24 protein-coding genes, 1 pseudogene and 1 riboswitch are annotated in these 26886 nt (G+C 43.5%); of the genes and pseudogenes, 1 reads left to right on the top strand and 24 read right to left on the bottom strand.

Annotated features, from left to right (window positions below):
* Positions 1–28: 28 nt before the first annotated feature.
* From thiM to ABT58_RS14980, 7 genes and pseudogenes are all read right to left on the bottom strand, one after another.
* On the bottom strand, positions 29–823 hold the full coding sequence (thiM, locus tag ABT58_RS15010; protein WP_047875244.1) for a hydroxyethylthiazole kinase: 795 nt from the start codon (positions 821–823) through the stop codon (positions 29–31).
* A gap of 2 nt (positions 824–825) precedes the next feature.
* The gene (locus ABT58_RS15005) at positions 826–1497 is read right to left on the bottom strand and encodes a TenA family protein (protein ID WP_047875243.1); all 672 of its coding nucleotides are present in this window, start codon (positions 1495–1497) and stop codon (positions 826–828) included.
* Positions 1498–1549: 52 nt separating this feature from the next.
* The gene (locus ABT58_RS15000) at positions 1550–2542 is read right to left on the bottom strand and encodes an ABC transporter substrate-binding protein (RefSeq protein ID WP_082211116.1); all 993 of its coding nucleotides are present in this window, start codon (positions 2540–2542) and stop codon (positions 1550–1552) included.
* Between the two features lie 96 nt (positions 2543–2638).
* Positions 2639–3376 (bottom strand): annotated as a pseudogene (locus tag ABT58_RS14995) (ABC transporter permease); the annotation flags it as partial.
* 103 nt (positions 3377–3479) lie between these two features.
* Entirely contained in the window at positions 3480–4262 is a 783-nt protein-coding gene (locus ABT58_RS14990) for an ABC transporter ATP-binding protein (RefSeq protein WP_047875384.1), read from the bottom strand.
* A 19-nt stretch (positions 4263–4281) separates the two neighbouring features.
* Positions 4282–5133, bottom strand: coding sequence for a bifunctional hydroxymethylpyrimidine kinase/phosphomethylpyrimidine kinase (thiD, locus tag ABT58_RS14985; protein WP_047875242.1), 852 nt, complete (start codon positions 5131–5133; stop codon positions 4282–4284).
* A gap of 71 nt (positions 5134–5204) precedes the next feature.
* Positions 5205–5302, bottom strand: a riboswitch (TPP riboswitch).
* 78 nt (positions 5303–5380) lie between these two features.
* Positions 5381–5758, bottom strand: a complete 378-nt coding sequence (locus ABT58_RS14980) for a VanZ family protein (protein WP_047875241.1) — start codon at positions 5756–5758, stop codon at positions 5381–5383.
* A gap of 160 nt (positions 5759–5918) precedes the next feature.
* On the opposite strand from ABT58_RS14980, the gene ABT58_RS14975 reads away from it, so the two are divergent.
* Positions 5919–6107, top strand: coding sequence for a hypothetical protein (locus ABT58_RS14975; RefSeq protein WP_047875240.1), 189 nt, complete (start codon positions 5919–5921; stop codon positions 6105–6107).
* Between the two features lie 29 nt (positions 6108–6136).
* Here the strand turns inward: ABT58_RS14975 and rfaH are convergent, their stop codons facing one another.
* The 17 genes from rfaH to rfbB all read right to left on the bottom strand — a co-directional run bounded on the left by rfaH (position 6137) and on the right by rfbB (position 26836).
* Positions 6137–6607: a transcription/translation regulatory transformer protein RfaH gene (gene rfaH, locus ABT58_RS14970; RefSeq protein ID WP_047875239.1), complete on the bottom strand. Its 471-nt coding sequence runs from the start codon at positions 6605–6607 to the stop codon at positions 6137–6139.
* 265 nt (positions 6608–6872) lie between these two features.
* The gene (cysN, locus tag ABT58_RS14965; RefSeq protein ID WP_047875238.1) at positions 6873–8282 is read right to left on the bottom strand and encodes a sulfate adenylyltransferase subunit CysN; all 1410 of its coding nucleotides are present in this window, start codon (positions 8280–8282) and stop codon (positions 6873–6875) included.
* 88 nt (positions 8283–8370) lie between these two features.
* Positions 8371–9333 carry a hypothetical protein gene (locus tag ABT58_RS14960; RefSeq protein WP_047875237.1) on the bottom strand — a complete coding sequence of 321 codons (963 nt, stop codon included), beginning with the start codon at positions 9331–9333 and terminating at the stop codon, positions 8371–8373.
* Complete coding sequence (gene cysC, locus ABT58_RS14955; protein ID WP_047875236.1) at positions 9323–9991, bottom strand: adenylyl-sulfate kinase; 669 nt, start codon at positions 9989–9991, stop codon at positions 9323–9325. Before cysC ends, ABT58_RS14960 begins: the two co-directional genes overlap by 11 nt.
* Positions 9992–10042: 51 nt before the next feature.
* Entirely contained in the window at positions 10043–10399 is a 357-nt protein-coding gene (locus ABT58_RS14950) for a four helix bundle protein (RefSeq protein ID WP_047875235.1), read from the bottom strand.
* Positions 10400–10482: 83 nt separating this feature from the next.
* Positions 10483–11397, bottom strand: coding sequence for a sulfate adenylyltransferase subunit CysD (gene cysD, locus ABT58_RS14945; RefSeq protein WP_047875234.1), 915 nt, complete (start codon positions 11395–11397; stop codon positions 10483–10485).
* 209 nt (positions 11398–11606) lie between these two features.
* The gene (locus ABT58_RS14940) at positions 11607–13337 is read right to left on the bottom strand and encodes an SLC13 family permease (RefSeq protein WP_082211114.1); all 1731 of its coding nucleotides are present in this window, start codon (positions 13335–13337) and stop codon (positions 11607–11609) included.
* A 147-nt stretch (positions 13338–13484) separates the two neighbouring features.
* Entirely contained in the window at positions 13485–14141 is a 657-nt protein-coding gene (locus ABT58_RS14935) for an ABC transporter ATP-binding protein (RefSeq protein ID WP_047875232.1), read from the bottom strand.
* A 26-nt stretch (positions 14142–14167) separates the two neighbouring features.
* A complete protein-coding gene (locus ABT58_RS14930; RefSeq protein WP_047875231.1) occupies positions 14168–15202 on the bottom strand; it encodes a sulfotransferase family protein in 1035 nt (344 codons plus the stop codon).
* Positions 15199–16974 carry a glycosyltransferase family 2 protein gene (locus ABT58_RS14925; protein WP_229821625.1) on the bottom strand — a complete coding sequence of 592 codons (1776 nt, stop codon included), beginning with the start codon at positions 16972–16974 and terminating at the stop codon, positions 15199–15201. Before ABT58_RS14925 ends, ABT58_RS14930 begins: the two co-directional genes overlap by 4 nt.
* The gene (gene galU / locus ABT58_RS14920) at positions 16971–17795 is read right to left on the bottom strand and encodes a UTP--glucose-1-phosphate uridylyltransferase GalU (RefSeq protein WP_047875230.1); all 825 of its coding nucleotides are present in this window, start codon (positions 17793–17795) and stop codon (positions 16971–16973) included. The genes ABT58_RS14925 and galU overlap by 4 nt, the downstream gene beginning before the upstream one ends.
* Positions 17796–17848: 53 nt before the next feature.
* Entirely contained in the window at positions 17849–19015 is a 1167-nt protein-coding gene (locus tag ABT58_RS14915) for a nucleotide sugar dehydrogenase (protein ID WP_047875229.1), read from the bottom strand.
* 98 nt (positions 19016–19113) lie between these two features.
* On the bottom strand, positions 19114–20844 hold the full coding sequence (locus ABT58_RS23515; protein ID WP_146147194.1) for a hypothetical protein: 1731 nt from the start codon (positions 20842–20844) through the stop codon (positions 19114–19116).
* A 313-nt stretch (positions 20845–21157) separates the two neighbouring features.
* Positions 21158–22315, bottom strand: a complete 1158-nt coding sequence (locus tag ABT58_RS14905) for a glycosyltransferase family 2 protein (RefSeq protein ID WP_158261705.1) — start codon at positions 22313–22315, stop codon at positions 21158–21160.
* 122 nt (positions 22316–22437) lie between these two features.
* On the bottom strand, positions 22438–23601 hold the full coding sequence (locus ABT58_RS14900) for a hypothetical protein (RefSeq protein WP_047875227.1): 1164 nt from the start codon (positions 23599–23601) through the stop codon (positions 22438–22440).
* Positions 23601–25760, bottom strand: coding sequence for a glycosyltransferase family 2 protein (locus tag ABT58_RS14895; RefSeq protein WP_229821622.1), 2160 nt, complete (start codon positions 25758–25760; stop codon positions 23601–23603). Before ABT58_RS14895 ends, ABT58_RS14900 begins: the two co-directional genes overlap by 1 nt.
* A complete protein-coding gene (rfbB, locus tag ABT58_RS14890; RefSeq protein WP_047875380.1) occupies positions 25757–26836 on the bottom strand; it encodes a dTDP-glucose 4,6-dehydratase in 1080 nt (359 codons plus the stop codon). Before rfbB ends, ABT58_RS14895 begins: the two co-directional genes overlap by 4 nt.
* Between the last annotated feature and the right edge of the window lie 50 nt (positions 26837–26886).

Here is a 26886-nt window from a genome sequence, read left to right as displayed (position 1 = left end):
CATTTACTCTGCTGCTTTATTTATTCGCTCAAGCGATCTTCAAACGTGCTAACAATGTCGCTTCATCCAACTGATACAAAGCATCCAACAGACTCAGCTGCAAACTGCCCGGCCCGTTGGATTGCTCAGCGGCGATCTCTCCTGCGACGCCCATAACTGCAGCAGCGGCCAGACCAGTCGTTTCGCCCACAGCGGCAAATGCGCCTGTTAATGCAGAGAGCGAACAACCCATGCCCGTCACAAACGGCATCATGGCATGACCATTGTGGAGGGATGTGATGCCTTGAGCGGTGACGATGTAATCCACCTCACCGGAAATGACGACGCTCGCCCCGTAGGTCTCCACCAAATACTGTGCCGCACCAATCGCGGCATCACTGCTGTCTAATGCATCCACGCCACGTGTACTGCCAGCTTCACCGGCCATCGCAATAATTTCAGAGGCATTGGCACGAATAATCAGACGATCGGCCATATCCGCAATACGGCGTGATGTTTCGGTACGCAATGCACTGGCACCACAGCCAACCGGATCCAAGATGATGCATCTATTGTTCAGGTTTGCCTGCTCTACCGCAAAGGCCATGCGCGGTGTCCACTGGCTGTCCAGCGTACCGATGTTGATCACCAGCGCGCCACAAAATGACATCATTTCCGCCATTTCTTGTTGAGAGTGCGCCATGATCGGCGATGCACCCACCGCTAAAAGCGCATTGGCGGTATTGTTCATGACCACATAGTTCGTGATATTCACCACTAATGGCTTTTGTTCACGCACGGCCTTTAAGGCCTGAACAATGGTCTGTGTAGGAGTCGTTTTCATGATTATCCTTCCTGTGAGGCATTCAAGCCTTGTTGCCAAAACGCCACTTCCATCCGTGTCGCCGTTTTAAAGACTTGGATCAGATGCTGGCCACGAGGGCTATTCACATCAATATCTTGCAGCAGGCTATCAAGGTGATCACGCCCTTGTGCTACGCCCTGCTGAAATTCTTCGCCGCTGTACAGGCTGATCCAACTGTCATACGGGTTGCCTTCACGTACGGTTTCGTTTGATGCCACCAGCAAACGCCCTATCTCGGCATACCCTAAGGCACACGGTGCCAACGCGGTGTACAAATCCACAATGTCCCCCGTCATACCCGCATCAAGCACATAACGGGTGTAGGCTACAGTGCCCACATCTTCGGCTTCCGCTTCCATGTCCGCTTCTGTTAATCCCCACTGGCTGCAATAAGTGACATGGTGGGCGATTTCAGAATCCAATAGCGCATGCACGCTGGTCAGGGCTTTTCGCATGCCCGTTAAATTTGGCGCTTTATAAATCGCCAAAGCATATGCGCGGGCATATTGCTTCAAAAACAAAAAGTCTTGTTTCAAGTAGTGCAAGTAACTTGGCTGAGGCAGTGTGCCTGCACCCAATTGTTTCACAAACGCATGTTGGGTGTATTCCGCCCAATCCGCTTGGCAGGCGTTAATCAAGTCCTGATGATTCATGTGTGGCGTTCCTTATTGAATTCTTATTTTTGATACTCAGTCGTGGTATGCATTACTGAAAAACAGGGACGTAGTCCTGTGCTTTGGGCTGAGTGCTAATAATATTGTGTGATTTCATGAAAGCGGCGTAATCATCGTAACGCTGCAAATCCACGGCTGCAGGGCGCAGAGCGAAGCGGGTCAGTGTATCGTTCCAAGCGCGATGATTAAGTTCGTTATCCAACGTGTCCGGCGCATAAGCGACAAAGGTTTTCCACGCCGCTTGCGGATGGTTCACGATGTAAGTAGTGGCTTGCTCCAGAGCATGGTTAAACGCATTAATCGCAGCTTTGTCATAAGTGTTGGCATTGGCGACAAACACCAATTCATCATACGCAGGCACACCGTGCTCTTCCGGGAAGAAAGCTTTGGCTTTGTACCCTTCCAATGCCAATTGGTTGGTTTCAAAGTTACGCAAACCGCCCCAGATCGCATCCACTTTGCCTGATGCCAATGACGACGACAGTGCCCACCCCACATTGATGATCTTCACATCATCAAAGTTCACACCACCGCTTTGCAGCATGCTGCCGATGGTTGCTTCTTCGTTACCGGCAATCGCAATGCCGATTGTCTTGCCTTTAAAATCCGCCATGCTGTTGATGCCCTTGCCTTCGAGTACCATCAAAGTATTCAGTGGTGTGGCAATCAGGGTACCCGCACGCACCAATGGCAAGCCGGCCGCCACGTCGATGGTCAGGTTCGGTTGGTAAGTGATGGCTAAATCGGCTTTATTGGCGGCCACCAGCTTGGGCGGCATACTTGGATCCGCTGGCTCTTGAATGGTGATATCCAAACCATTGGCTTTGAAATAGCCTTTCTCTTGCGCGATCACAATCGGGCCGTGGTTGGGGTTCACAAACCAGTCCAACATTAAGGTCAGTGACTTTGGCGTGGGTTTTGTCGTGGGCACAGAAGTGTCTGCAAACGCCGCCTGAGAGGCTGTTAAAGATAACATCAGCGATACCGCAGCGATGGCGGCATGGCGCATACCTGTTTTTTTCATGTCCTTTCCTTCTTCTGAGTGCTGTATGATTTCTATTGTTTATTGAGTGAGTTAACTGTTTGGGCTGTGCTTTAACCGACAGAGATGTCTTGCCGCTTATTCTGCTTCCCACGGAATCAGTGCTTTCAACAACTTGTCGGTGATGAAATACAACGCCACTGACAGGGCCGATAAAATAAAGAGGGCCGCAAACATCTCATCAATCATCATCCGGGCATTGGCTTGTAGCATCAGGTAGCCCAGTCCTTCACTGGAACCCACCCACTCGCCAGCCACCGCGCCAATCGGGGCTATCACCACGGCTACACGAATACCCGATGCCAAGGTTGGTAACGCCGCAGGCAATTGCACATAACGCAAACGCTGCCATTTCGTTGCCCCCATGGTGCTCACCAGATCCAAATACCCGGTTGGGGTATTTCGCAAACCGTCGTAACAACAGGTGGTCACGGGAAAGAAGATGATCAAAGCAGCCATCACCACCTTTGAGCCGATACCGTAGCCAAGCCACAGCATCAACACCGGCGCGATAGCAAAAACAGGGATCGCCTGACTGGCAATCAACAGCGGTAATAACCAACGTTTCAAGGGCTTAAAGAGGAGCATTTGCAGGGCGAAACCGATCCCCATCGAAAGGCCCAACAGCAAACCGAGCACAATTTCCTGCGCTGTCACCCAAGTGTGTTTCATCAGCACATCATGACGCTCTACCATGCGCTCAAACACATCGAGCGGCGCGGGCAAGATGAACGACGGCATGGCAAACACCACCACAATGGCGTGCCATAAGCCAAAGATCACCACCGTGCTGATCGCAACGCGTACCAGCGGATGATCAAGCCATGTCATTAGCCCTGTTTTAGTCTGCGCGTGCGCCTTGCGAGGCGAATGAGACGATAACGACTGCTCAGAAGCAGAAGGCGTCAACGAACGTAAGTTATTCATCATCACGCTCCAAACGGGTCAAAATAGCCTGCTGCAGAGCGGCACAATCCGCATCATAGTCACGGGGAGTCGCTGACGCAGGCACGGTTAACGCGCGCACGGCAGCAGGATGGCCCTGCATGATATACAGCGCGTCTGCCAATCGGATGGCTTCTTGCGGATCATGAGTGATCAGCACAACCGTTTTATCCTGCAATAACTCACACGCCAGATTTTGTAACTTATGGCGTGTGACTGCATCGAGCGCCGAAAACGGTTCATCCATCAACACAATCGGCTTGTCTTGCATTAACGTGCGTGCCAATGCCACACGTTGACGCATCCCGCCAGATAACTGTGATGGACGGTAATCTGCTTTATCCGCTAAGCCGACTCGTGCTAACAAATCCAACGCTCTCTGTTTCGCATTATCGGCACGTTGAGCATCAACAGCATGCTCGCCAAACCGCTGACTTAACATGACGTTGTCTAGCACGGTTAACCACGGCATCAGTAAATCTTGCTGTGCCATGTAGGCCACCTGCCCGTGCAAATCACAAGCACCGTGCAAATCACAGGCAGGCATGATGGTCAGTGCACCCGACCATGTCACCTTTTCATCCAGCAAGCCGGCAAGATAACGCAGCAAAGACGTCTTGCCGCAACCACTGCGCCCTAACAAGCACGTCCACTTTCCCGCAGGCAGGTGCATGTTAAGATCGGCCAGTGTGGCGACATCACTGTCGAGGTATTGCAGGTGGCCACCACTGATCGTGATAGCCACGCCTGTACACATACCAGCAGTGACCGACGGTTCAGCGTACATTGTTGTGACCAGGGAAGAAGTGATGGACCGGCCCGTGACCTTGCCCGACATCTAGAGCATCCGCATGAGCAATGGCTTGTGAGATGTACTGCTTACCCAGCGCAACAGCCTGAGCAAGATCGTTGCCTTGTGCTAAGTAGGACGCAATAGCAGAAGATAAAGTGCAGCCGGTACCGTGAGTGTTGCGGGTCTGCACGCGTTTCGCGCTCAATTGCTGCACATTGTCATGCGTGATCAGCAAATCGTTGCTGTTTTCGTCTTGCTCAAGGTGACCGCCCTTTAACAACACTGCTTTGGCACCTAGCTGGCGCAAATCCGCAATCATTGCAGTCATATCTGCTTCACTGGTAGGAATCTGTCCGCCCACCAAGGCGGCCGCTTCAGGCAGGTTCGGTGTGATCACATCCGCCAATGGCAGTAACGCCGATTTCAAGGTGCTGATGGCGGAGTTTTCCAACAGCAGATCACCACTGGTGGCGACCATGACCGGATCTACCACTAAAAAGCGAGGTTGGTACTGTTGAATTTTGGCGGCAACGACCTTGATGATATCGCTATCGGCTAACATACCGACTTTCACCGCGACCACATTGAGATCAGAAAACACCGCGTCCAGCTGAGATTCCACGTGTTCAACCGGAATAGGACAAATGGCCGACACGCCTAAGGTATTTTGTGCCGTGATCGCGGTAATGACCGAGCAGGCATAACCGCCTGTGGCAGAAATTGCTTTAATGTCTGCTTGAATACCGGCACCGCCACCACTGTCAGAACCAGCAATGGTTAATACGATAGGTGTAGAAGCCTTAGGTTGTTCAGGGGTGTACGATAAATTTGACATGCTCATTCCTCGAGCCGACGTTCGGGAACCGATCACGCCAACCATGAGAATGAGACAAGAGAGATCATCATCAGGTAAGACAGATAGTTCCCTACGCCAGTGTTAACTGAATCAGGTTCAACGGGTCTCGCGATGCGATCTCAGCCATTAGGCCCCCCGACTATACTGCTACGATAGTAACAAGTTTTAATGAAAGCGCAACATATCAAACTTGCAGAATATTGAATATGTGGGTTAAAACACTCTTTTAATTGCGCGTGGTAAGAGGGATGTTGGTAAATTGACCGACCACATAACGCGTGATAATGGCAAGCACGATACCACACACAATACCGCCCCCATTAGCAGCCATATCTAACCATTCCCCATATCGATTAACATACGGCTGAATCAATTCAATCGCCCCACTCCATAACCAAAATCCCCCTGCCAGCGCGAACCAATAACGCGGACGCACAAACGCCGCTGGAAACATGAGCGCGGCATAAGCGATAAAGTGGTGAGTTTTGTCTGTGCCGGGAACCGCAGGCAATTGTGCCATCGGAGAAAGTGAAAGCACCGTAATAGTCAAAAGGATCAACAAGGTAATGGCCAACCAATAACGTTGGAACAGGCGAATAGGCATCGTAAAAACATCCAATATCAAATTTGTTGCTCAATGTACGCGTCAACCCGACGCAGCACAAGATGACCCATGTCAAAAGAAAGTGAATGTATCTAACCCAAGGTTGCCACCTTGTCTACGCTTACAATAAGTGAGGCAATGACGCCGTGAGGAGGACATCATGGACTTTTCAGAACGTATGAAATTGCGAGGGAAGGTAGAAGAAGATCTGTACTTCGCCAAACAGGATAAAGCCCTTATCGAGGCAATCCATGATATGCAGACCGATGGCCGTATCAAACAATGGCATGATCAACATTCTGATGACGATACCTCGTTTCTTTCTCATGCCAGTGGTAAAAGCCATTAACGCCTGAGTGTCTACTTAATGCCCAGTGGTCAATTTTCGTTGTTCACTACAACATCAGACTTGTATTGATATAGCATCTGTAAAAAGAGGTACTCTCGCCGTTCTCCGCATGTTTCTTTAAATACAACTTCAATCCCACCATTGTTATTCATTTCCACACCTCTATCTATTGGCGCAAATTTTCGATCGCTAAGGGAGTCATAACTTTTGAGTGCTGCCACTAGCTCTGCTGGTACCTCTTTTGGGTAAGCGCCGAAGCGCACGAAGTCCACCACCCCACGCGTTGACCTTATTGCACTAAACAGCAAACTTTGCTGATCATCAAAACTGACAAACATGTAAGATGGGGACAAAGGCTCTTCAACCAGCTGTATTTTGCTTTTAATCGTTTTCATCACTTTTATTTTTGGATAGAAGCACTCTACACTTTGGTTTGTTAGATGTTGATAAGCACGCAACTGTTCATTTCGTTTGCAGTAAACTAAATACCACCTTTTCATTTTGTATAATTTTCACTCTTTCTCTGATTAAACATGAAATAAAAAATTGGTTTAAGTTTTCGCTGCTTAACCTTCTTACTCATTCGATTCATGCCACCGACATAGCCCCAAAAATCAATATACAAACGATCGAAATAGCAAAACTACCAATTAGGACACCCAAGGAATAACACTCAATAGATTAATGGAAAAGAAAACATCGAAATCTCAAAAAAAAGAGCAAGCGATTTCGCCTGCTCTTACTTATCTGTCGAACGTAAAAACGTTAAATCGCCACACATCCCCACTCAGGGAAATGCTTTCGAACATAAGCGTTCAGCTCTTTCTCTGCGCTTGAATATTGGCGAGTTGCATCTTCTCCACCCACGGCGACAGCATTGACCATACCTGCCCCCACAGTCACGTTAGATAGGCGATCAATAATAATGAAAGAGCCCGTTTGAGGTAGTGACTGATATTCATCCACCGCCACTTTGTCGGTCAGATTAATGTTGGCCAGCGCAATTTCGTTCAGTGCTAATGTATCCGCATTTTCGGCATGCTTATCTAGCGTGTTCACGTCCACTTTATGGACTAATTGACTGATTCTGCCAAAGCAAGACTTAGTCGCGAACTTAAACGTGTATTCTTTATGACTACGTAGTGGCGTTTCATCCATCCAAACCACATGCGCTTCTAGTTGATTCACTACCGCAGGCTCATGCCCCTCATGAACCAGCATGTCCCCACGCGAAACGTCAATTTCATCTTCTAAGGTGATAGTGATGGCTTGTCCTGGTTGTGCTTGAGCTAACTCACCATCGTAAGTAAAGATAGATTTCACACGCGAACGCTTACCCGATGGCAATGCAATCACTTCATCACCAATACGTACGACACCAGAGGCCAATGTGCCGCAGAAACCACGGAAATCAAGGTTAGGACGGTTCACATATTGCACCGGGAAACGCATCTGCTCTAAGTTTTTGTCTTGAGACACTTTTACCGTTTCGAGCAGTTTCATCAAGGTTGCACCTGGGTACCAATCCATGTGTTCACTTGGTGTGACCACGTTATCGCCTTTCAAAGCAGAAATCGGCACAAAACGAATATCATCGATCGCAAAACCTTTCGCCATTTCACGATAATCTGCTTTGATTTTTTGGTACACCTCTTGGCTGTAATCCATCAAATCCATCTTGTTGATCGCAACAATAATGTGTTTAATGCCTAGCAGGCTACAAATGTAGCTGTGACGACGCGTCTGCGTTTGAATGCCGTGACGAGCGTCCACCATTACAATCGCCAAATCACAGGTAGAAGCACCCGTTACCATGTTACGCGTGTATTGCTCATGCCCTGGGGTATCGGCAATAATGAATTTACGCTTATCGGTAGAGAAGTAACGGTACGCGACATCAATCGTGATGCCTTGCTCACGCTCAGACTGTAGGCCATCCACCAGCAGCGCTAAGTCAAACGCTTCATCGGTGGTATTAAACTTTTGCGAGTCCTTTTCAATCGCTGCCATTTGATCTTCATAAATCAACTTACTATCAAAAAGCAGACGGCCAATCAGTGTTGATTTACCATCATCAACATTGCCACAGGTCAAAAAACGGAGCAGATCTTTATTTTCATGAACGTTTAAATATGCTTCGATGTCCGTTGCGATTAAATCAGAAGAGTGTGACATTTTTTAAATCCTTAAATCTGGTTGCAAGGTACAAGGTATTAGACTCAAGAAAAACGCTGCTTGACGATTAACCTTGCCCTTAAATTAACTAAGCGTAATAACTTGTTAATGCTTGAATAAATTTCGCTTTCTCTGCTACGGGTAACTGATTAATGCCCGCTGCGGCTTTTCGTCCACCGCCCGTCGGAAATCCTGAGCATATTTCATCTGCGCCAACGCGATTCTCTAATGGTGCTCTCACACTCACGGTATAATCATCACCGGATTCATTAAGGGTAAGAACGGCATGAGCTTTGCTCGGTGTCATGTTGGCTAATTCATTGCCAAACACGCCACTAATACGTCTTGCCCATGCTTCATTGGGCAACTCATACACACAACTCACTTCTGTTTCATCTAGGGGAATAAGGTCAGCGATGTAGCGGTAATCTGCTGCATAACCACTTTTTAGCTCGTAGTAAGGAGATCCCGAATCTTCACGCAACATCAGTGGGCATGGGTACGCTAATAGCTTGCGGTACAGTTCCGAAGGTTCAATATGCAAATCAACTAAGCTGGCGCCGTAACCGTTGTAGTTAATAAGAGTTCCAAGCTCTAACAAGAAATCGATGTCTTCTTCACTCAGTGAAAGCGTTGTTGCCAATTGGCGAGCTTGAGTAAATAAGTTGTCACCAAAAGCCCCTACAACCGCCCACTTAGCAAATTGCCCTTGCAAGTGATCGTTAACCAAAAGACTCGTACACACCTCAGGGGCTAAATCGATAAGCGCTGTTAATCGCTCAGAGGCCGGAACCTCACCCGCTCGGTGATGATCACAGTAAAACACGGGCACTTCCCGCGCCAATAAAGCTATCAGTGGCTCGACATTTTTCTCCATCGAGATATCAAGCACCGTCACTGAATCAACATCCGCCTGTGCCGACACTTGACGAAGCAGTTTGATATCTCGCTTTACACCCGTGATCAAACTGCTATTTTTAGGCTGTGCCAAGCGTAATTGCAGTAGTGAAACAATCCCATCGGCATCACCATTAAAGACATCATAATGCATTGCTTTTGTCCTTTTGCTCACGGTCATAGTTGAAATAACCCAGTTGAACAAGTTGTTCCACAATGTATTCGGCACATGCTTCAACACTCAGCTCTGCATTTTTGACATGAATATCCGGTGCCGTTGGTGCTTCGTACGCTGAATCAATCCCAGTAAAGTGTTTGATCTCCCCTGCTCGCGCTTTTTTATATAACCCTTTTGGATCGCGGCTCTCACACACCTCTAATGGCGTATCAATAAACACCTCTAAAAACTGTCCATCTTCAAGTAGGGCTCGAGCCTGTTCGCGGTCAGCAATAAATGGTGAGATAAACGCCGTAAGAACAATGCAACCAGAATCGACAAACAACTTGGCCACTTCACCAATGCGGCGAATATTTTCTACTCTATCCGCATCACTAAAACCTAAATCTTTATTTAAACCATGGCGGACATTATCGCCATCAAGCAGGTAACTGTGCTTGCCAAGGCTGAGCAATTTGCTTTCAACCGCGTTGGCCACGGTCGATTTACCGGATCCACTTAACCCCGTAAACCACAACACCACCGGTTTTTGCTGCTTAAGCTGCACACGGTCTTGAAGCGTTACCGTTGTGTTATGCCACACCACATCACCGCTGATTGATTCGTTCATTTTTAATTCATAAGGAGACAACATATTTCTACCTTCAAGGTTCAAGGTTCAAGGTTCAAGGAGGATTTGCAGCAATTAACCGTTCGTAAATCCTTTTGATCTAGACTTCATTAGGCCTGAAATCATTCTTGAAATTTCTTCAGCTTCCTTTAGCCAAGCTTTTCCTATTTGCCTTTCTATGTAACCAATCTCAATACCTATATAAATTTGAGATCTTAGCTCTCCACTCGACCCTCGAGCGTAAGACAAAAAGTTAATAAACTCTTTACTGCTTCTCCGCTCGTATCCCTCCGCTATATTTGAGGGTATTGATAATGAACTACGCGTAATTTGATCTTTGAAGCCAAAGTCTTTTAGGCTCATGAAGTATTTGTAGATTTCTGCGGATAACCGCGCAGAACGTTTCCACACTTCTAAATCCTCAAAACGCATTTAGCCTCCTGGTAATTCATCTTAGTTTATTTACGATCTTTCCTTGTACCTTGTTACTTTAACCTTGCAACTAAACAAAAGATTTAAAAATAACCTTCGCGTTTCTTCTTTTCCATTGAACCAGAACTGTCGTGGTCAATCGCTCGGCCTTGACGCTCAGATGTGGTCGTCAGCAGCATTTCCTGAATAATTTCCGGAAGAGTTGTCGCTTCGGATTCCACCGCCCCTGTTAGCGGGTAACAACCTAAAGTGCGGAAGCGAACCATCTTCTCTTCAACCACTTCGCCTTCTTTAATTGCCATACGCTCGTCATCCACCATGATCAGCATGCCATCGCGCTCTAACACAGGGCGTGGCTTAGACAAGTACAAACCCGGGATTTCGATGTTCTCTAGGTAAATGTATTGCCAGATGTCCAGCTCGGTCCAGTTAGACAGTGGGAACACGCGAATACTTTCTCCTTTGTGAACCTTGCCGTTGTAAATATTCCAAAGCTCAGGACGTTGGTTTTTTGGATCCCAGCGGTGATGCTCATCCCTAAATGAGTAAACACGCTCTTTCGCTCGCGACTTTTCTTCGTCACGGCGAGCACCGCCGAAAGCAGCATCAAAACCATATTCATCTAACGCCTGCTTAAGCCCTTGAGTTTTCATGATGTCGGTATGCGTCGAACTGCCGTGCACAAATGGGTTGATATCCATTGCTAACCCTTCTGGGTTTTGGTGAACAATCAGCTTCATACCCAGTTTATTCGCCATGTAATCACGGAACTCAATCATTTCTTTGAACTTCCATGTCGTGTCCACATGCATCAACGGAAACGGAGGAATGGCTGGCGCAAACGCTTTTTTCGCCAAGTGCAGCATCACTGAAGAATCTTTACCCACCGAGTACAGCATCACTGGGTTATCAAACTCAGCTGCCACTTCACGCATAATATGGATAGACTCTGCTTCTAATTGTTTTAGATGAGTCATACGTTCTGGAGATATTTTCATTCAAATTTTTCCAATACAAAAATATATAAACTAATTTCGTCGCACTATGTGGTTGTAATACGTTGAAAGTTGACGTTTCTCTTCCAACAGTAATGATTAAATTGCTTTTCTTTTGCTTTTCACATTGGTGCGAATGCACCACTTGTGCCTTTGTGACTTTAGCGCGAAGCGCCCCGTTATCCTTGCTACTTGAGCCTTCGCCCCTGCCTTTAAACCCCATAAAAATAAACAATGGCAGAGATAACAATACCGCCATAAAGCAAACTGATAGGGAGACCAATCTTGATAAAGTCAGACAAGGTGTAGTTCCCTGCGCTGTACACCATCAAGTTGGTCTGATAACCATAAGGGCTAATAAAACTGGCACTCGCACCAAAGGCGACCGCCAAGATAAAACTGTGTACATTGCTGTCTAAGCTAAGCGCCATGCCATACGCGATAGGAAACATCAGTGCTGCGGCGGCGTTATTGGTCACCAACTCAGTAATAAGCCAAGTACAAAGATAAACCAGCACCAACCCCCAAAAAGGACTTAACGCGTGCTGATGTTGCGTGATCAGCGCACGAAACATATCTAGCGCTTGCGTGTTCGATAACGCCTGAGACAACAGCAATGCCGAAGCAATAATCAACCATATTTGGCGTGGCAGACGGGCGATCACTTCATTGGCGTACAAACATTGGCTTAGCAGCAACATGCCAAGTAGTAACAACATGCCTTGGAATAAGGGCACCCACTCCAATGCGGCAAGCGCGATGGCGGTAAAAAAGCCAACCGTGACTAAACCGGCTTTCGGCCCCGTTAGCAGATGCTCGGTTTCTAACCCACTGATGAAATAAAAGTTTTTGCTCAAGTTATGGCGATTTTGAAAATCTTGCCCGACCGCAAGCATAAGGTAATCACCCGAGCTTAACTCTATTTCGCCCAGTTTGCCTGACAGCGCTTTACCGTCACGCTTAACGGCCACCACCGCCGCATCGAACAAGGCGCGAAAACCAACCTGCTTCATCGTTTTACCGACTAGGAGGCTTTCAGGGCGAACAACCACTTCGGTTAAATTTCGAATCGGTAATCCGTTCTCAGATGCAAACAGACTTAAGCCATCAAATTGGCTCAGCAGTGTGACTTTTTTAATGTCACCACTAAATAACAATCGATCGTTTTGCTCAATGCTTTCTTGAGGGGCGACTGGTGAAATCAAACGCCCTCCGCGCAGTATCTCCACCAAAAACAAAGATTCGAGATTTCTTAATCCGTTCTCTTCTATTGTGCGACCAATTAGAGGAGAGGATGCCAAGACTTTCGCATCAATAAAGTAGTCAGCGGCGACGGCTTTCTCATTGGTATAATTTGGGTAAAAGCGTGACAACGCAAACAGCAGTACACCGCAACCCAACACCACAACACTGCCCACTAAGGTAAAATCAAAAAATCCCAACGGGGTTAAGCCCGCCTCTAACACCATACTGTTTACAATCAAGTTGGTAGAGGTGCCGATGAGCGTTAACGTGCCGCCGAGTATGGCTGCATAAGAGAGCGGTAACAGCAACTTACTCGCCGCATGATGCGGGTTATTTCGAATTGAGGCTAACATGGTGGAAACCACAGCGGTGTTGTTAAGCAGCGCTGAAGATAACACAGTAACGCTGTATAAACGCCACCACGTTTGCCTATAGTTGGGTTTAACCACAAACGCTGCCACTTGACGCAATAATTTAGTCTTCTCCAAAGCAATGGAGCACACCATTAATAAAAGGAGTGTTAGCAATCCTTTGTTGGCGAAACTATTGATGACTTGCTGTGTCGTGACCATATTGGTGGCGTATAACGTCAAAAACAACACCCCAAATATACGTTCCGGTTGAGTTTGAAAACGCACTAAGCTAATAAGGGTAAGAATAAATAAAGCAATAACAAAATAAGCAGGAAAATGATCCATGATGGATTTCTCGAAGTCTGAGGAAGACCTTGTCGGAACGACGGATTACGGATTACGGATTACGGATTACGGAAGTTATTTAAGCAGTAAAGTATTTTACAAATAAAGTGTTGCGTGTTGACGATGGTGTTTAAGCTTACCTTGTACCTATTTCCCTAAACCGTTGTAGACCGTTATCGCTTGCTCCAAATCCTCGTAGAACGTTAACTCACCTTGATGCAAAATCACCGCACTGTCACAAAACTCACGGATCTCTTTCATATCATGGCTCACCATGATTAAGCTGGCGTTTCGGCTTTTATTTAACAACGCTTGTTTGGCCTTTTGACGAAACTTAGCATCGCCGACCGAGGTTGCCTCATCAATCAGGTAAACATCAAAATCAATCGAGATGCAGCAGCCAAACGTTAACCGAGCGCGCATACCGCTAGAGTAAGTTTTTACTGGCAAATCATATTTCACGCCCAGTTCGGCAAAGGCTTTCACCTTCTCCTCAAACGCATCTAAATCCGCGACACCATTCACTCGGGCAATAAAGCGGGTGTTTTCCCTACCCGTCATTTGTGGGTGAATACCGGTTGCCAGCGCGACCGGCCAAGAAATGGCTTTATCAGAGAGCACCTTACCTTTATTGGGGTATTCACTCCCCGCGAGGATACGAAACAAGGTCGATTTACCCGCACCGTTCGATCCCAACAGGGCAATGTTATGCCCGGTGGGAAATGTGAAATTGAGGTCCTGAAACACGTACTGATTACCCAAATCGGAAGGGTAATACTTGGTTAAGCTAGATAGGGTAATCATGATTATTGGCTACGTTAAATAATGAATTAAAACCGCTCAGGTAAATCAACACGATACGTTTGCCCTGTCGTGCTCACCACCAACTCCAACTCGGTGATCCCCACATCTCGCCATTTAGACAATGGTAAACTGAATCCAATATAACGTTGGCGCGGGAAATTGAACTTAGGGAACAGACCACAAAACTCTTGCGCCGTTACAATCGCCTGCTCTTCACCATTGATCTTAACAACAAGTGTCACAGCCTCTTCACCAGATGCAAAGTAAGCGCACCCATGAAGCACATCATTCGAGTTGACGCTTGCATGCAGATGGGCCCACGGCTTCTGTTGACCAAACAAGGCCATTCGCTGATGGTGGAGACCCAGTGCTTGCTGGTACAAACGCATATCTTGTTGGTTGAGTTTAGCTAACTCATCCACCACAGCTTGTGGCAATGTCTCTTTCTCTTGATGCGTTTTAGCCGCAATATTTTGTTTTAACGGGGCCAACTCGAGTTCTAGACCATGGTTAATCAGTGCTAAAGAATCGTTATAGTGTTCTGTAAGCCCTGTAAACCCGAGTAAGGTAACCGGAAATCCATTGATATATCTCGCTTGCACGTTACGAAACGGCACAGCACGATAAAACTTACTAAAGCTGCCATCATAGCCATGATGGGTCACATAGTGATTGTAGTGGGACACGATTTGTGCAATCGGCTCTCGGACAAATGTTATAATATTACGTATATCAAAGAAGTCGGCGTACTTTTGTAGATGAACATGCCCAGTTAACGCAAATGGTGCTTCGCCCATCACCTGCTTTAGCGCATAAGGGTCAGGTGAATCATACATGTGTGTATGCATTAATGAAGAAGATGCCCTTGCATTGATACCGTAATCCAACTCCATCGGTTGCATTTCTTCTAATGCTCGACGAAAACTCGTACCAGCGGTTTTCGGAATATGAACAAAAAACAGTGGCTTAACCGTTGATTTAACTTCAATGTTTGCTTCAACGACGTTGCTGGTATCACACGATGGTTGTTGTAATTGTTTTTTAAATAATTGTCGGATCATACTCGGAAACTAAAATCCTCTTTTATATAAGTTAACCATGGACTGTAGCAAGGATCTTGGTATCCAACCGTTCCCCAAGTGTCTTGCATGTAGCCCACTTCTCTCATATAGCGTTGCTGCTTTTCTTTTGTATTATCTAAACCGCGGCTGATGGATTCGTGGTGCACCATTTCTATATACGGTGACCAAACGTGTCGATAACCAGCCTTGCCAACTTTCAAACAGAAGTCGACATCGTTAAATGCCACGGTAAGGTCTATCTCGTTTAACCCACCCACTTGCTCGAATACAGATTTACGCACGCCAAGACAAGCTGCTGTAACGGCTGAATAGTTTTGCGTGAGCTGCAAACGATTTGCATAACCATGAGCCTCTTGCGGAAAGTAGCGATGTGAATGCCCAGCACAGCCCCCTAACCCAATGACAACACCTGCGTGTTGAATACTGCCATTTGGGTAATATAGCTTTGCCCCCACGCAACCAACATCCGGTCTTGCAAGATGGCCGACCATATCCTCTAGCCAACTGGGTGACAATATCTCGATATCATTATTCATTAATACCAAGTATTCCCCTTTGGCTTGCTGAACGGCGTAGTTATTGATTGCGGAGTAGTTAAAAGGATGCGGATAATCGATTAAACGCACCAAACCTTGCTCTGCAAATTCTGTAAAATATGCCAAGGCTTTGGCATCATCCGAGCCGTTATCGACCAACAACACCTCAAAATTGGGGTATGTTGTCAAACGATACAAGGAGTCTATGCATTGACATACCAAGGATTGGCCATTTTTAGTCGGGATAATGATCGACACTAATGGCCTTTGCTCTGGCACTGGCCAAGTAACTTTATAGGTGTTGGCTAATTTACCTTGAGTGACAGTTGCACCGCTTTTCCCTAGATGATCTTGTAAAGCTTTAAGTCCGGCCTGCTGTGCGTAGCACTTTTCACTTTCCGCCAGTGCCGTTGAGCCTGCAATCGCCCGCCAATGGTACAGCACATACGGCACATGAACGATTTGCTCAGGCTTAGAGTGTGCCACACAGCGCAATAGCAAGTCGTAATCTTGACTGCCCTCAACCCCCTCACGGAATCCACCAATCTCCCGTAATAAACTACGGCGATAAACGCCCAAATGGGAGATGTAATTGTGCGAATAGAGCAAATCGCGATTAAAACTCGGCTTAAAGTGTGGCTCAGCGCGTTGACCAACAGCATCAATTTTATCTTCATCGCTATAAAGCACGTTCGCATTTGGATGAATCGATAGGTAATACGCCATACACTTGAGCGCATCGGGGTGAAGCAAGTCATCTTGATCCAGCAACACCACAAAATCACCAATCGCTGCTTGCAAGCCAGAGTTAGACGCAGCAGAAATATGCCCGTTTGTCTCCCGTACCACCACTTGAATCTTGTCTGACTTTAGCTGATTAAGCATCTCGGTAAGAGACGCTGACTGGCTGCCATCATCGACCAAAATCAACTGCCAGTGTTGGTACGTCTGCGTCTGCACTGAGCGCACCATCTCAGCAAACAGCATTAAATCTGGCTTGTAAACAGGCACCAGTACCGAAAATAACAGCTTAATCGTTGGCTGGGGCAATGCCGTTAACTGGTTGTCTTGCTGTTTACAGATAAGATCATATTGTAATAAGCCATGAGTCGGGGCTTGTTTTAAGCCCCAACGCTGATATGCCCGAATCGCCCAAGCCTGCCGTTTGAGTGCATTTACGACCGAGTTAGGCAACATAGATTTCAGCGTTTTCATGCTTTATAGACATTGTTAAAGCAGTAGTTAGTGGCCTCGATATAGCCTTCGACACTGCCGCAATCAAAACGTTGACCTTTAAACTTATACGCCAACACACAACCAGATTGTGCTTGTTTAAGCAACGCATCGGTAATTTGGATTTCTCCTCCTTTACCCGGTGCGGTTTGTTCGATAAGTTCGAAGATATCGGGGGTAAGAATATACCGACCAATGATCGCCAAATTACTTGGCGCAGTGCCTGACTCTGGTTTTTCCACCATGTTATCAACGCGGTAGATATCATCTTTGATCATCTCACCGGAGATCACACCGTATTTGTGGGTTTCTGACTCCGGTACCTCTTGCACCGCGACAATGGAACAACGGAACTGTTTATACAGCGCTACCATTTGCGCCAATACCCCATCCCCCTCATTCACACAAAGATCGTCAGCCAGTACCACCGCGAACGGCTCATCACCCACCAACTCGCGCCCAGTTAAAATAGCATGGCCTAAGCCTTTCATCTCACGCTGGCGAATGTAGGTATAGCTTGCCGAATCAATTAAACGGCGGATATCAGTTAACAACGCTTCTTTATCTGTACCACTGATCTGATGTTCCAGTTCGAAGTTTTTATCGAAGTGATCCATCAAGGTGTGTTTGCCGCGCCCAGTCACAATGCACATGCTGTTCATGCCCGCTTGAATGGCCTCTTCAACACCATATTCGATTAACGGTTTGTTGACGACGGGCATCATTTCTTTTGGCATGGATTTAGTGGCAGGTAAGAATCGGGTGCCGTAACCAGCGGCGGGGAATAAACATTTTTTAATCATTAGAACTGACCAACTGAAAAGCGCCTTTTCAGGCGCAGGTAAATATAACTCTATTAGTCGCTACCAAATAGGTCTCGGGTATAGACCTTCGCTTGAACGTCAGAAAGTTCATCGACCAAACGGTTTGCAACAATCACATCGCAATCAGCTTTAAAAGCTGTTAAATCGTGATAAACCGCTGAATGGTAAAACTCGCTCTCTTCTAGGACGGGTTCGTACACCACCACCTCAATACCCTTAGCTTTGATGCGTTTCATAATGCCTTGGATGGCAGAAGCTCTAAAGTTGTCTGAGCCCGCTTTCATGATCAAACGGTAAATACCCACGCGCTTTGGGTTGCGCTTAATAATTGCATCAGCAACAAAGTCTTTACGGGTAGTGTTTGCGTCCACAATAGCTTGGATCAGGTTATTAGGTACATCCTGATAATTGGCCAGCAGTTGCTTAGTGTCCTTTGGTAAACAGTAACCGCCATAACCAAACGATGGATTGTTATAATGGTTACCAATACGAGGATCTAGCCCTACCCCTTCAATAATCTGCTTGGTTTCCAAGCCATGGCTTTCTGCATAGGTATCCAACTCATTAAAATAGGCAACACGCATCGCCAAATAGGTGTTGGAGAACAGCTTGATCGCTTCTGCTTCAGTCGAGTCGGTAAAAAGAACGGGAATGTCTTTTTTCTCCGCTCCCTCTGTCAGCAATGCTGCAAACTGCTCTGCACGTTCACTTCGCTCACCGACGATAATGCGTGACGGGTGTAAATTGTCGTATAACGCCTTACCCTCTCGTAGAAACTCCGGTGAAAAAATAATGTTGTCTGTACCAAACTTTTCTTTAATCGCTTTCGTGTATCCAACCGGGACCGTGGACTTGATCACCATGACCGCATTCGGATTAACCGATAATACATTATCAATGACCGTTTCTACTGAAGACGTATTAAAATAGTTGGTTTTGACATCATAATCGGTCGGCGTTGCGATAATTACAAAATCTGCATCTTTATACGCTTGTTCCCAATCTAATGTAGCGGTTAAGTTCAACTGTTTATGTTCTAAAAAGTATTCAATTTCTGAATCTTGGATCGGTGAAGTAAAACCGTTAATCATAGTTACTTTTTCTGATACGATGTCAACGGCGGTAACTTCATGGTACTGCGCTAAAAGTACAGCATTGGACAGACCGACATAACCTGTTCCCGCAATAGAAATTTTCATCAATTAAATTCACTCAAGAATAGGAGGCAATAGAATCACTGTTAGTTACCCCCCAACATTAATTTAATTCTGAACCATTTTAATTGGATAAATATAACCTACGATAATCTTTCATGGAAAAATCCCAATAACTCTGATATTTTTTCTTTATAATCCAACTTGACAATAAGATCACTATCAATATGTTCGAGAATAAACTTAACATCTTCCTCATGGAAGTAATTCATATATGAATTATTTTCATAAGACAAAACATCAAATGGGGTATTTGTTTGCATTTGAAAAATATCACTAAACACTTGCTTATCGTTCATTCTCTTAACACTATTTTTTGGAGAAATAAACTCTTGTGTTTTTCTAGCCAGTCCCATTTTTTGAGCAATAATTTTCAATTGTTCTTCAGTGTCGGATAATAAGGATTCATATTTCACATGATGCAGAGAGCTTACGGATAAATAATTAAAATTAAGGTTATTCCAAAGTTCTACTGGATTACTAAATCTTAACTTAGGGCCATCTGGATTACTTTGATCAAAAATAACAATTTTATTTCTAATAAATGAGTAAAAGTCATCGCTCGCTATAACATTCAACCTTACCTCTTTGTAATACTTGTACAACGAAACAACAAATGAGAACGGATTTTTCGTAACAAAATAAGCTCCATCATATCTTAATTCAACGTTTTTAGACTGTTCAGAAGCTAAAGAAACAAATCCATGCTTCCAACCAAAAATATCATTTTTGACTATGCAATCATAATTTGACTCCAATAAAGATTTTGAATAATTTGTACCACTCCTAAAACACCCTAGCATTGCAATAACTTTAGTTGGACTTTTTTCACACCCAACACCTGATGAATACTCACTTATTTTATTATTAATTACCGGTCCATTAGGTCTATATTTCTTAGCTATTTTCATCAAATCTAAAGCCAGATTAAGATTGTCTTTTTCAACTTTTATTGCTTCATCTCTAAAATAACCAGCCACAAATGAGTGTGATTTTAATGAATTACTAGTTGAGTCAAGTTCTTTGTAGTAAAAACTTGGTATTATAATATTTCCGAAATTTTTAGAATCAAAAATCTCTCTCAACTTAGGATAAAGGGAAATTAAGCCATTAAGTACATCTCCATTTTTATTTCCAACATTGACTGTCTTAAACAAAGCATGGTCCTGTGTATTTGGAATTGCTTTTAATTTTTCAGAACATATTCGAGGAAGGACAGTAACCTTTGTACCTACTAATAAAGATTGACATTTAAACCATATATCATCAGCATTGTCAGCAAATTCTAAGAATAAGTTGTCATTAGTAACATCAGAATAAAGAGAACCAGAAGGGTAAAGTATACCGCCGTAACCTAATGGTAATAAGCATGTTTTTGAGCTAACTGATTCGGAATTATTTAAAACATGCCAATTCTTATACTCTAATAATTTCCCGTCTTTTTTTGAAATTATTCTAGCCCTAGAACATATAATATCACTTGGATTATTTAAGTGCTCTCTAAACATATCCTCTAAAAGATTGCTTGGGATCAACATGTCATCATCAAATGTAATTATATTACAATTATTAAACTGTTTAAGAGTAGGAATTAGTTTTTTATAGCTCTTAAAGTTTTCACAAAACCTAATTTCAAATTCATCATCACAAAGCTCAGTTAATTTCAACGGCAAAAAATCAAATTGAAATTCATTTTTGTCAAGCCAAAGTATTATTTTGTCTGCTTTTTTTGTCTGATTTAATAGAGAACTAATAACCATGTGAACAGTTTCAATTCTCTGGCCATAACACGTTAAAGATACTAAATTTTTCATTTCATTCATGTTAATTGAAAACATTTACTCATGTAACACCTCATCTAATTAAAAGTATATAGTGAGTGCTAACTTAAGCCAATAAAACTCATTAATTTGATTAAAAACAAACCGGAAACATACTTTGTTAAATCAAGTAAACATCGCATAAGTTTACAAACATGTGATACTAGTTATATCACTGTAATTTTAAAATTTAACTTAAAAAAGTATTATTTAATGAATAATCTCTCAATTATTACAACTTCCGAAAAGTGTGTTCGCTCTCCAATTTTGGTCAACAATTAGACTTTAAAAGATTTAACGAAAGTTTTTAACCTAACTTTTCAGTATACTCCGTTAACTTTCTAGATATTACAGGGCCTTTAGGCCGCAATTCTTTCGCTTTGCTCATTAGCTTAAAACTCAATTCCAAATCAATACTTTCCAGCTTAATGGCGGCATCTCTAAGAACATCCACATTCGAGGACGAGCTAACCAATTTCTGTACTATTTTATTTAACATACTAGTTCCACGCAGAACTTTAATAAACTTGTCAAAATTCTCTTCTATTAAATCCACTTTTAACTCTTCATATCGGCAATTTCTAGCGATTTGTTCACGCTTAGAATTTTCAATTAAAGTAGAACACTCGGAGATTCCATTAATCAAGAAATCATGATAATCACTGAGTGCATCCGAATTTACTGCGATCGTGCTTTTATAGTTTTTATTAAAACCATTTCTATTATCTTTCAAAGGAAATGTTGAACCAGGCCTTTGACGAAGAAGTATGGACAAATATTCCTGTTCAGATCGAAGCATTCGATGAAGTATCATCGATTTATTACTCCCATCAACATTGGTTTTTATTCTCTGACTTTTATCATCTACTCTAAAAGCAGAGTTACCATTTGCGTTTAAATGCACAAATCCCGGTTCAAAATCAGGAATGTGCAATAAAAATTTACTCATTTTGTCAAGAGAACTTAAATTAATTACGCTTTTAACGTTACTATCCTGAAAGACTGTAATATTCTTATTCTCAAAAGGAAGCATATATGGTTTATCATCACCAGATTGACAAGCCCATGGAATAGACAGAACATCAAAATGTCCAAATCCTGATAGGTATTCAGAAATGTTTTCTTTAAAATTCTCAGGAAACCAAAATTCATCCGCATCCACGGTCAATACATGATCTGCTACACCGTTTAATCTGGCCTGTTCGAGTAGAAAGCAAAAAGAATAAATTTGAATCTGAGGATTGATACCATCCTTATTAGGAAACATATCTAACCAATCCGTATGAAATATTTTTATTCGATGGTCATTTTCTGCAAAGCGATTCAAGATTATTGACGTAGAATCAGAAGTTCTGTTGATGGCGACATAAATTTCATGAAACCCAAAATATAGATAATGATTAATCCAATCCAATATATACGGACTTTCATCTTTTACAACAGTTAAAGCTGCTACTTTTTTCATAGACATGTTACATAATAAATAGGCGTTGTTGACGAATTCATCCTAGAGATACCTTGATCCTAACGGTTTCTAGTGAATTAGATCCTTTTCTGAAGCAAAAAACAAATTGAAAACTCAATTATTTATTTGCTTAGTTTAGATTCATAATACGAAATCTTGCTATTAATTAGCGGACCACGTGGCCTTAAGTTGCGTGCACATAACATTAGTTCATAAGATTTGTTTATGTTGACATCTTCAAGAACTAAAGCTAAATCCCTTAAAACCTCTACATTTTCAGGAAAATGTTCAGCTAAGTAATGCAGTGGGAATGATGCATATTTCGCAATAAATTTTAATAACGCGTGAGAGGTATGGCTTTGCGCATAATCTTGGTATATCTTGACAGCCATATCAATGGAAATACGCAATTCCTGACTGTATTCAATACTTTTATCCTGGAAATCGGCCCCCAACAGAAAGCCATAGTCTTCGTTTTCTTTGTCCACATCTTTTTTAAATCGTTGGAACTCCTGTTGAGTTAGCAAAAATTTTTCATTATCTATACTAGTATAGAAAAAACACCTCCCATTTGGATTTATTGCACCATCTTTAATTATTGGAAAATTTTTATTTAAATTAGACAGCGCTCTAGTTGAAAGATTACCAAGGCCCTCATTTGATTTAGTAAGCGTGAAATCACTACACTTGATACCTAATCTTTCAATAAAAACCTCAACTGGATTTCCTTGATTACAATCTTTTTCAAAACTAAAGAAAGTGATTTCCTCTTCAAAAACATCCTTTAATTTATGAACAACTTTTACCCGATTTGGATACGTTACTTGTTCTATGCTTGAAATACCACTCTTCACTATTTCTGAAATATCGGAACATAACAAAGAGTATGGCCTCCTAACAGAGCAATATACTTCTAGTTTAAAACCAGACGCAATAATTTTTTCTCTAATTTTCACTAAAGAATACTTTGGAAGAACGGATATATCCTCACCGGAAATTATAACATTTCGTTCAATCTTTAAGATTTCTTCAAATTGTTTAAGATAGTTTCTATTTATCTGTACAATATCACCGCCTTGGCGAATATTAATATGATATTTTTCAGGATTTTCACAAAATGCAGAGTAAAATGGTATAGAATGATTTATTACTTTACTATCGTTATTTTCAAATAACGGGTAATAAAATCCTTGTTTCAACAACTCTTCCTGATTGCTAGCTAAAGTTTGTTGTATCGACGATGTGGCTGTTTTATGAAATCCAACATGCAAAATAAACCTTTTCATCACACTTCCACCGTAAAATCTTCTCTAACTTTAGTTAAATTAACGCTGTAGCAAGGATCTTGTTTTTTATTTGTTTGCCACGTATTTATCATGTATTCCATTTCTTGATTGAAACGAGCTATCTTTTCAGGATTATCTTCCGCACCACGACTAATAGACTCGTGATGATATAGCTCAGCATACGGTGTCCATAGGTTACGATAGCCTGCCGCCTGCACTTTCAAGCAAAAATCCACGTCATTGAAAGCGACGGTTAACTCTTCTTCATTTAGGCCGTTCACTTCATTAAATACAGATTTACGAACAAGCAAACATGCCGCCGTAACCGCTGATAAATTTTGCACGGTATTTAAACGACTAAAGTAACCATGATCACCACGCTTGAAATGTTTATGCGAGTGCCCACCAACACCACCAATGCCGATGATAACGCCTGCATGTTGAATGGTATCGTTCGGGTAATAGAGCATTGCGCCCACGCACCCTACATCTTCACGCTGTGCGTGAGATACCATCTCAGTTAGCCATTCTGGGTTTATCACCTCTACGTCATTATTAATTAAACCAATGATCTCACCATTAGCTAGCTTAGCGGCAAAGTTGTTGATCGCTGAATAATTAAATGGATATGGGTAACGCAGAACTTTAACTTTATCGTGTTGATCAATTTCGTCAAAATATTCCAAGGCTGTTGGGTCATTCGAATTATTATCAACAAGTAAAATTTCAAAATTACGATAGGTTGATTTTTCGATTATCGAATCGATCGCTTGCTTAGTAATCTCGTAACCATTATAAGTTGGGATAATCAGTGAAACTAATGGCTCATTCTCAATGGCCCAGTTCACTTTATAGATGTTATCGTGCTTACCCATCTCAACGCTAACTGATTGACCTAACGCTTCAAAATGATCTTCTAGTGCCTTAATACCAGCGGCTGTCGTATACGATTTTTCACCCGAACCAAGTGCCGTTGACCCTTCTACCATACGCCAGTGATAAAGTACTTTTGGTATATGTACGATATTGGCATGATCAATTTCACGTGAATAACGTAGTAGCAAATCGTAGTCTTGGCTGCCTTCGTAACCTAAACGAAAACCGCTGATTTTATTCATGATATCCGTTTTATAAACACCAAGATGAGAAACATAGTTCTGGCTATACAGCAGATCTAAGTTCCAATCAGATTTAAAGTGCGGGTCGATACGCTTTCCTGATTGGTCTATTTTGTCCTCATCACTGTAAATCAACTGAACATCAGGTTTCTCGTTTATTGCGTTAACTACATGGAACAATGCATGCTGATGTAATTCATCATCATGATCGAGAAGTGCTATCCACTCACCACGTGCTTTTTGTAATGCACTGTTACTTGCTGCAGAAATGTGACCGTTCTTCGAGCGATAAATTGGCTTTATGCGACTGTCTTTACGGGCGTACGCTTTTAGTACCTTACGTACATGCGGTTTAGGTGATTTATCATCAGCCAAACACAATTCCCAATTGGTATAAGATTGCGCCAAGACAGATTCAATGCAATCTACCAACAATTGCTCATCTGGGTTGTATACTGGAACAACAATCGAGATAAGCGGGTTATGTTTAAAACTTTCTAAACCGCTCTTTATTTGTTGATAGGTCTCGCATTCATTCGCATGAATCCATTTCGCATAAGGGTCGTCGTTTATTTCCTTTTGTTCTACAGCAGGGTAAATAAAGCGTCTCCCTTCATCACGACCAAATACCACATAGTGCAGAAGCAACGTTTTATCAAATTGCGCCAAATCTGGATTGAGCTCTAAGTAACGATGCGGGTTAAAGTAGGCATTAGGACAACGCCCCTCCGCTTCACCATGTCTAATGTAATGAGCTAGCGAATTCATGCCTGCTTCTTTTACATCCGCGTTCTGTGCCAAATAATAGGTAGTGGAAAAATGAGCACATGGTGATAGTTTTTGTGCATGACCAACAGCAACAAAGTGAGCCAATGGTGTCTCATAAGGTAACGTTGTATCTATAAGGCTCGTGTAAAACGCTTCATCAAAAAGTCCCGATTCGTTGATGACGTCATAAACGCCCTGATCAAAGCTATGGTCAATGACAACTTCAGGTACTGATGATTTTTTCTTAAATAGTTTTGATAACACGTTTATCACAGCAATTTACTCCACCAATCTTCATTGCTCAAATACCACTCAACGGTTTTCTTAATTCCCGTTTCAAACGACTCTGCTGGTTTGTAACCAAGTTCGTTATTGGTTTTGGTTGCATCAATCGCATAGCGACGATCATGGCCTGCGCGGTCGGTAACGTAGGTAATTAAGGCTTCGCTTTCGTTGTTCATGGCAGCAATAGCTTGAGGGAATTGCTCTGCAAGTTTTGGATTCGAAGCGAATGCTTGGTTCATTAACTTGCACACAACAGTGACAATATCAATGTTCGCCCATTCATTGTGGCCGCCGATGTTGTAGTTCTCGCCGACTTTGCCTTTGTCTAACACCAACTCGATGCCGCGAGCGTGATCTTCCACGTATAGCCAATCTCGGATTTGTTGGCCGTCACCGTAAATTGGCAGTGGTTTGTTGTGCAAAATGTTGGTGATGATCAGTGGGATCAATTTTTCAGGGAAGTGGTAAGGCCCGTAATTGTTTGAGCAGTTCGACGTCGTCACTTCTAGCCCGTAGGTGTGGTGGTAAGCGCGTACTAGGTGGTCTGATGCTGCTTTTGATGCCGAGTATGGCGAGTTTGGTGCGTAAGCCGTTTGCTCAGTAAACGCCGGATCGTTTGGAGCTAGAGTGCCGTACACCTCATCCGTGGAAACATGATGAAAACGGTGCGGTAAAGGTGATCTTCCTGCCGCTTTTGGCTCATCAATCCAGACTTTCTTTGCCGCTTTTAGTAGGCTGTACGTCCCTAAGATGTTGGTTTCAATAAACGCATCTGGGCCCGTGATTGAACGGTCTACATGAGATTCTGCTGCAAAGTGTACAATAGTGTCCAGCTGATGTTCTTTGAGCAATTTCTCTACTAGATTCGTGTCGCAAATGTCACCATGGGCAAAAATAAAGTTCGGATGTTGTTCTACCGATGCAAGATTCGCGCGATTGCCAGCATACGTCAGCGCATCCAATACCACCACTTTATCTTGTGGATTATTTTCCAGCCAATAAAGCACATAGTTAGCGCCAATGAATCCAGCGCCGCCGGTTACCAATAAATTCTTTGATTTCATTTTGTTCGAATTGAAAGTTGAAAGTTGAACAAGGTGCAAGGTGCAAGGTG

The organism is Photobacterium aphoticum, assembly GCF_001029435.1.
In the GTDB taxonomy this organism is placed as follows: domain Bacteria; phylum Pseudomonadota; class Gammaproteobacteria; order Enterobacterales; family Vibrionaceae; genus Photobacterium; species Photobacterium aphoticum.
The sequence above is the reverse complement of the archived record's forward strand: the minus strand, read 5'-3'. Positions and strand labels throughout refer to the sequence as shown.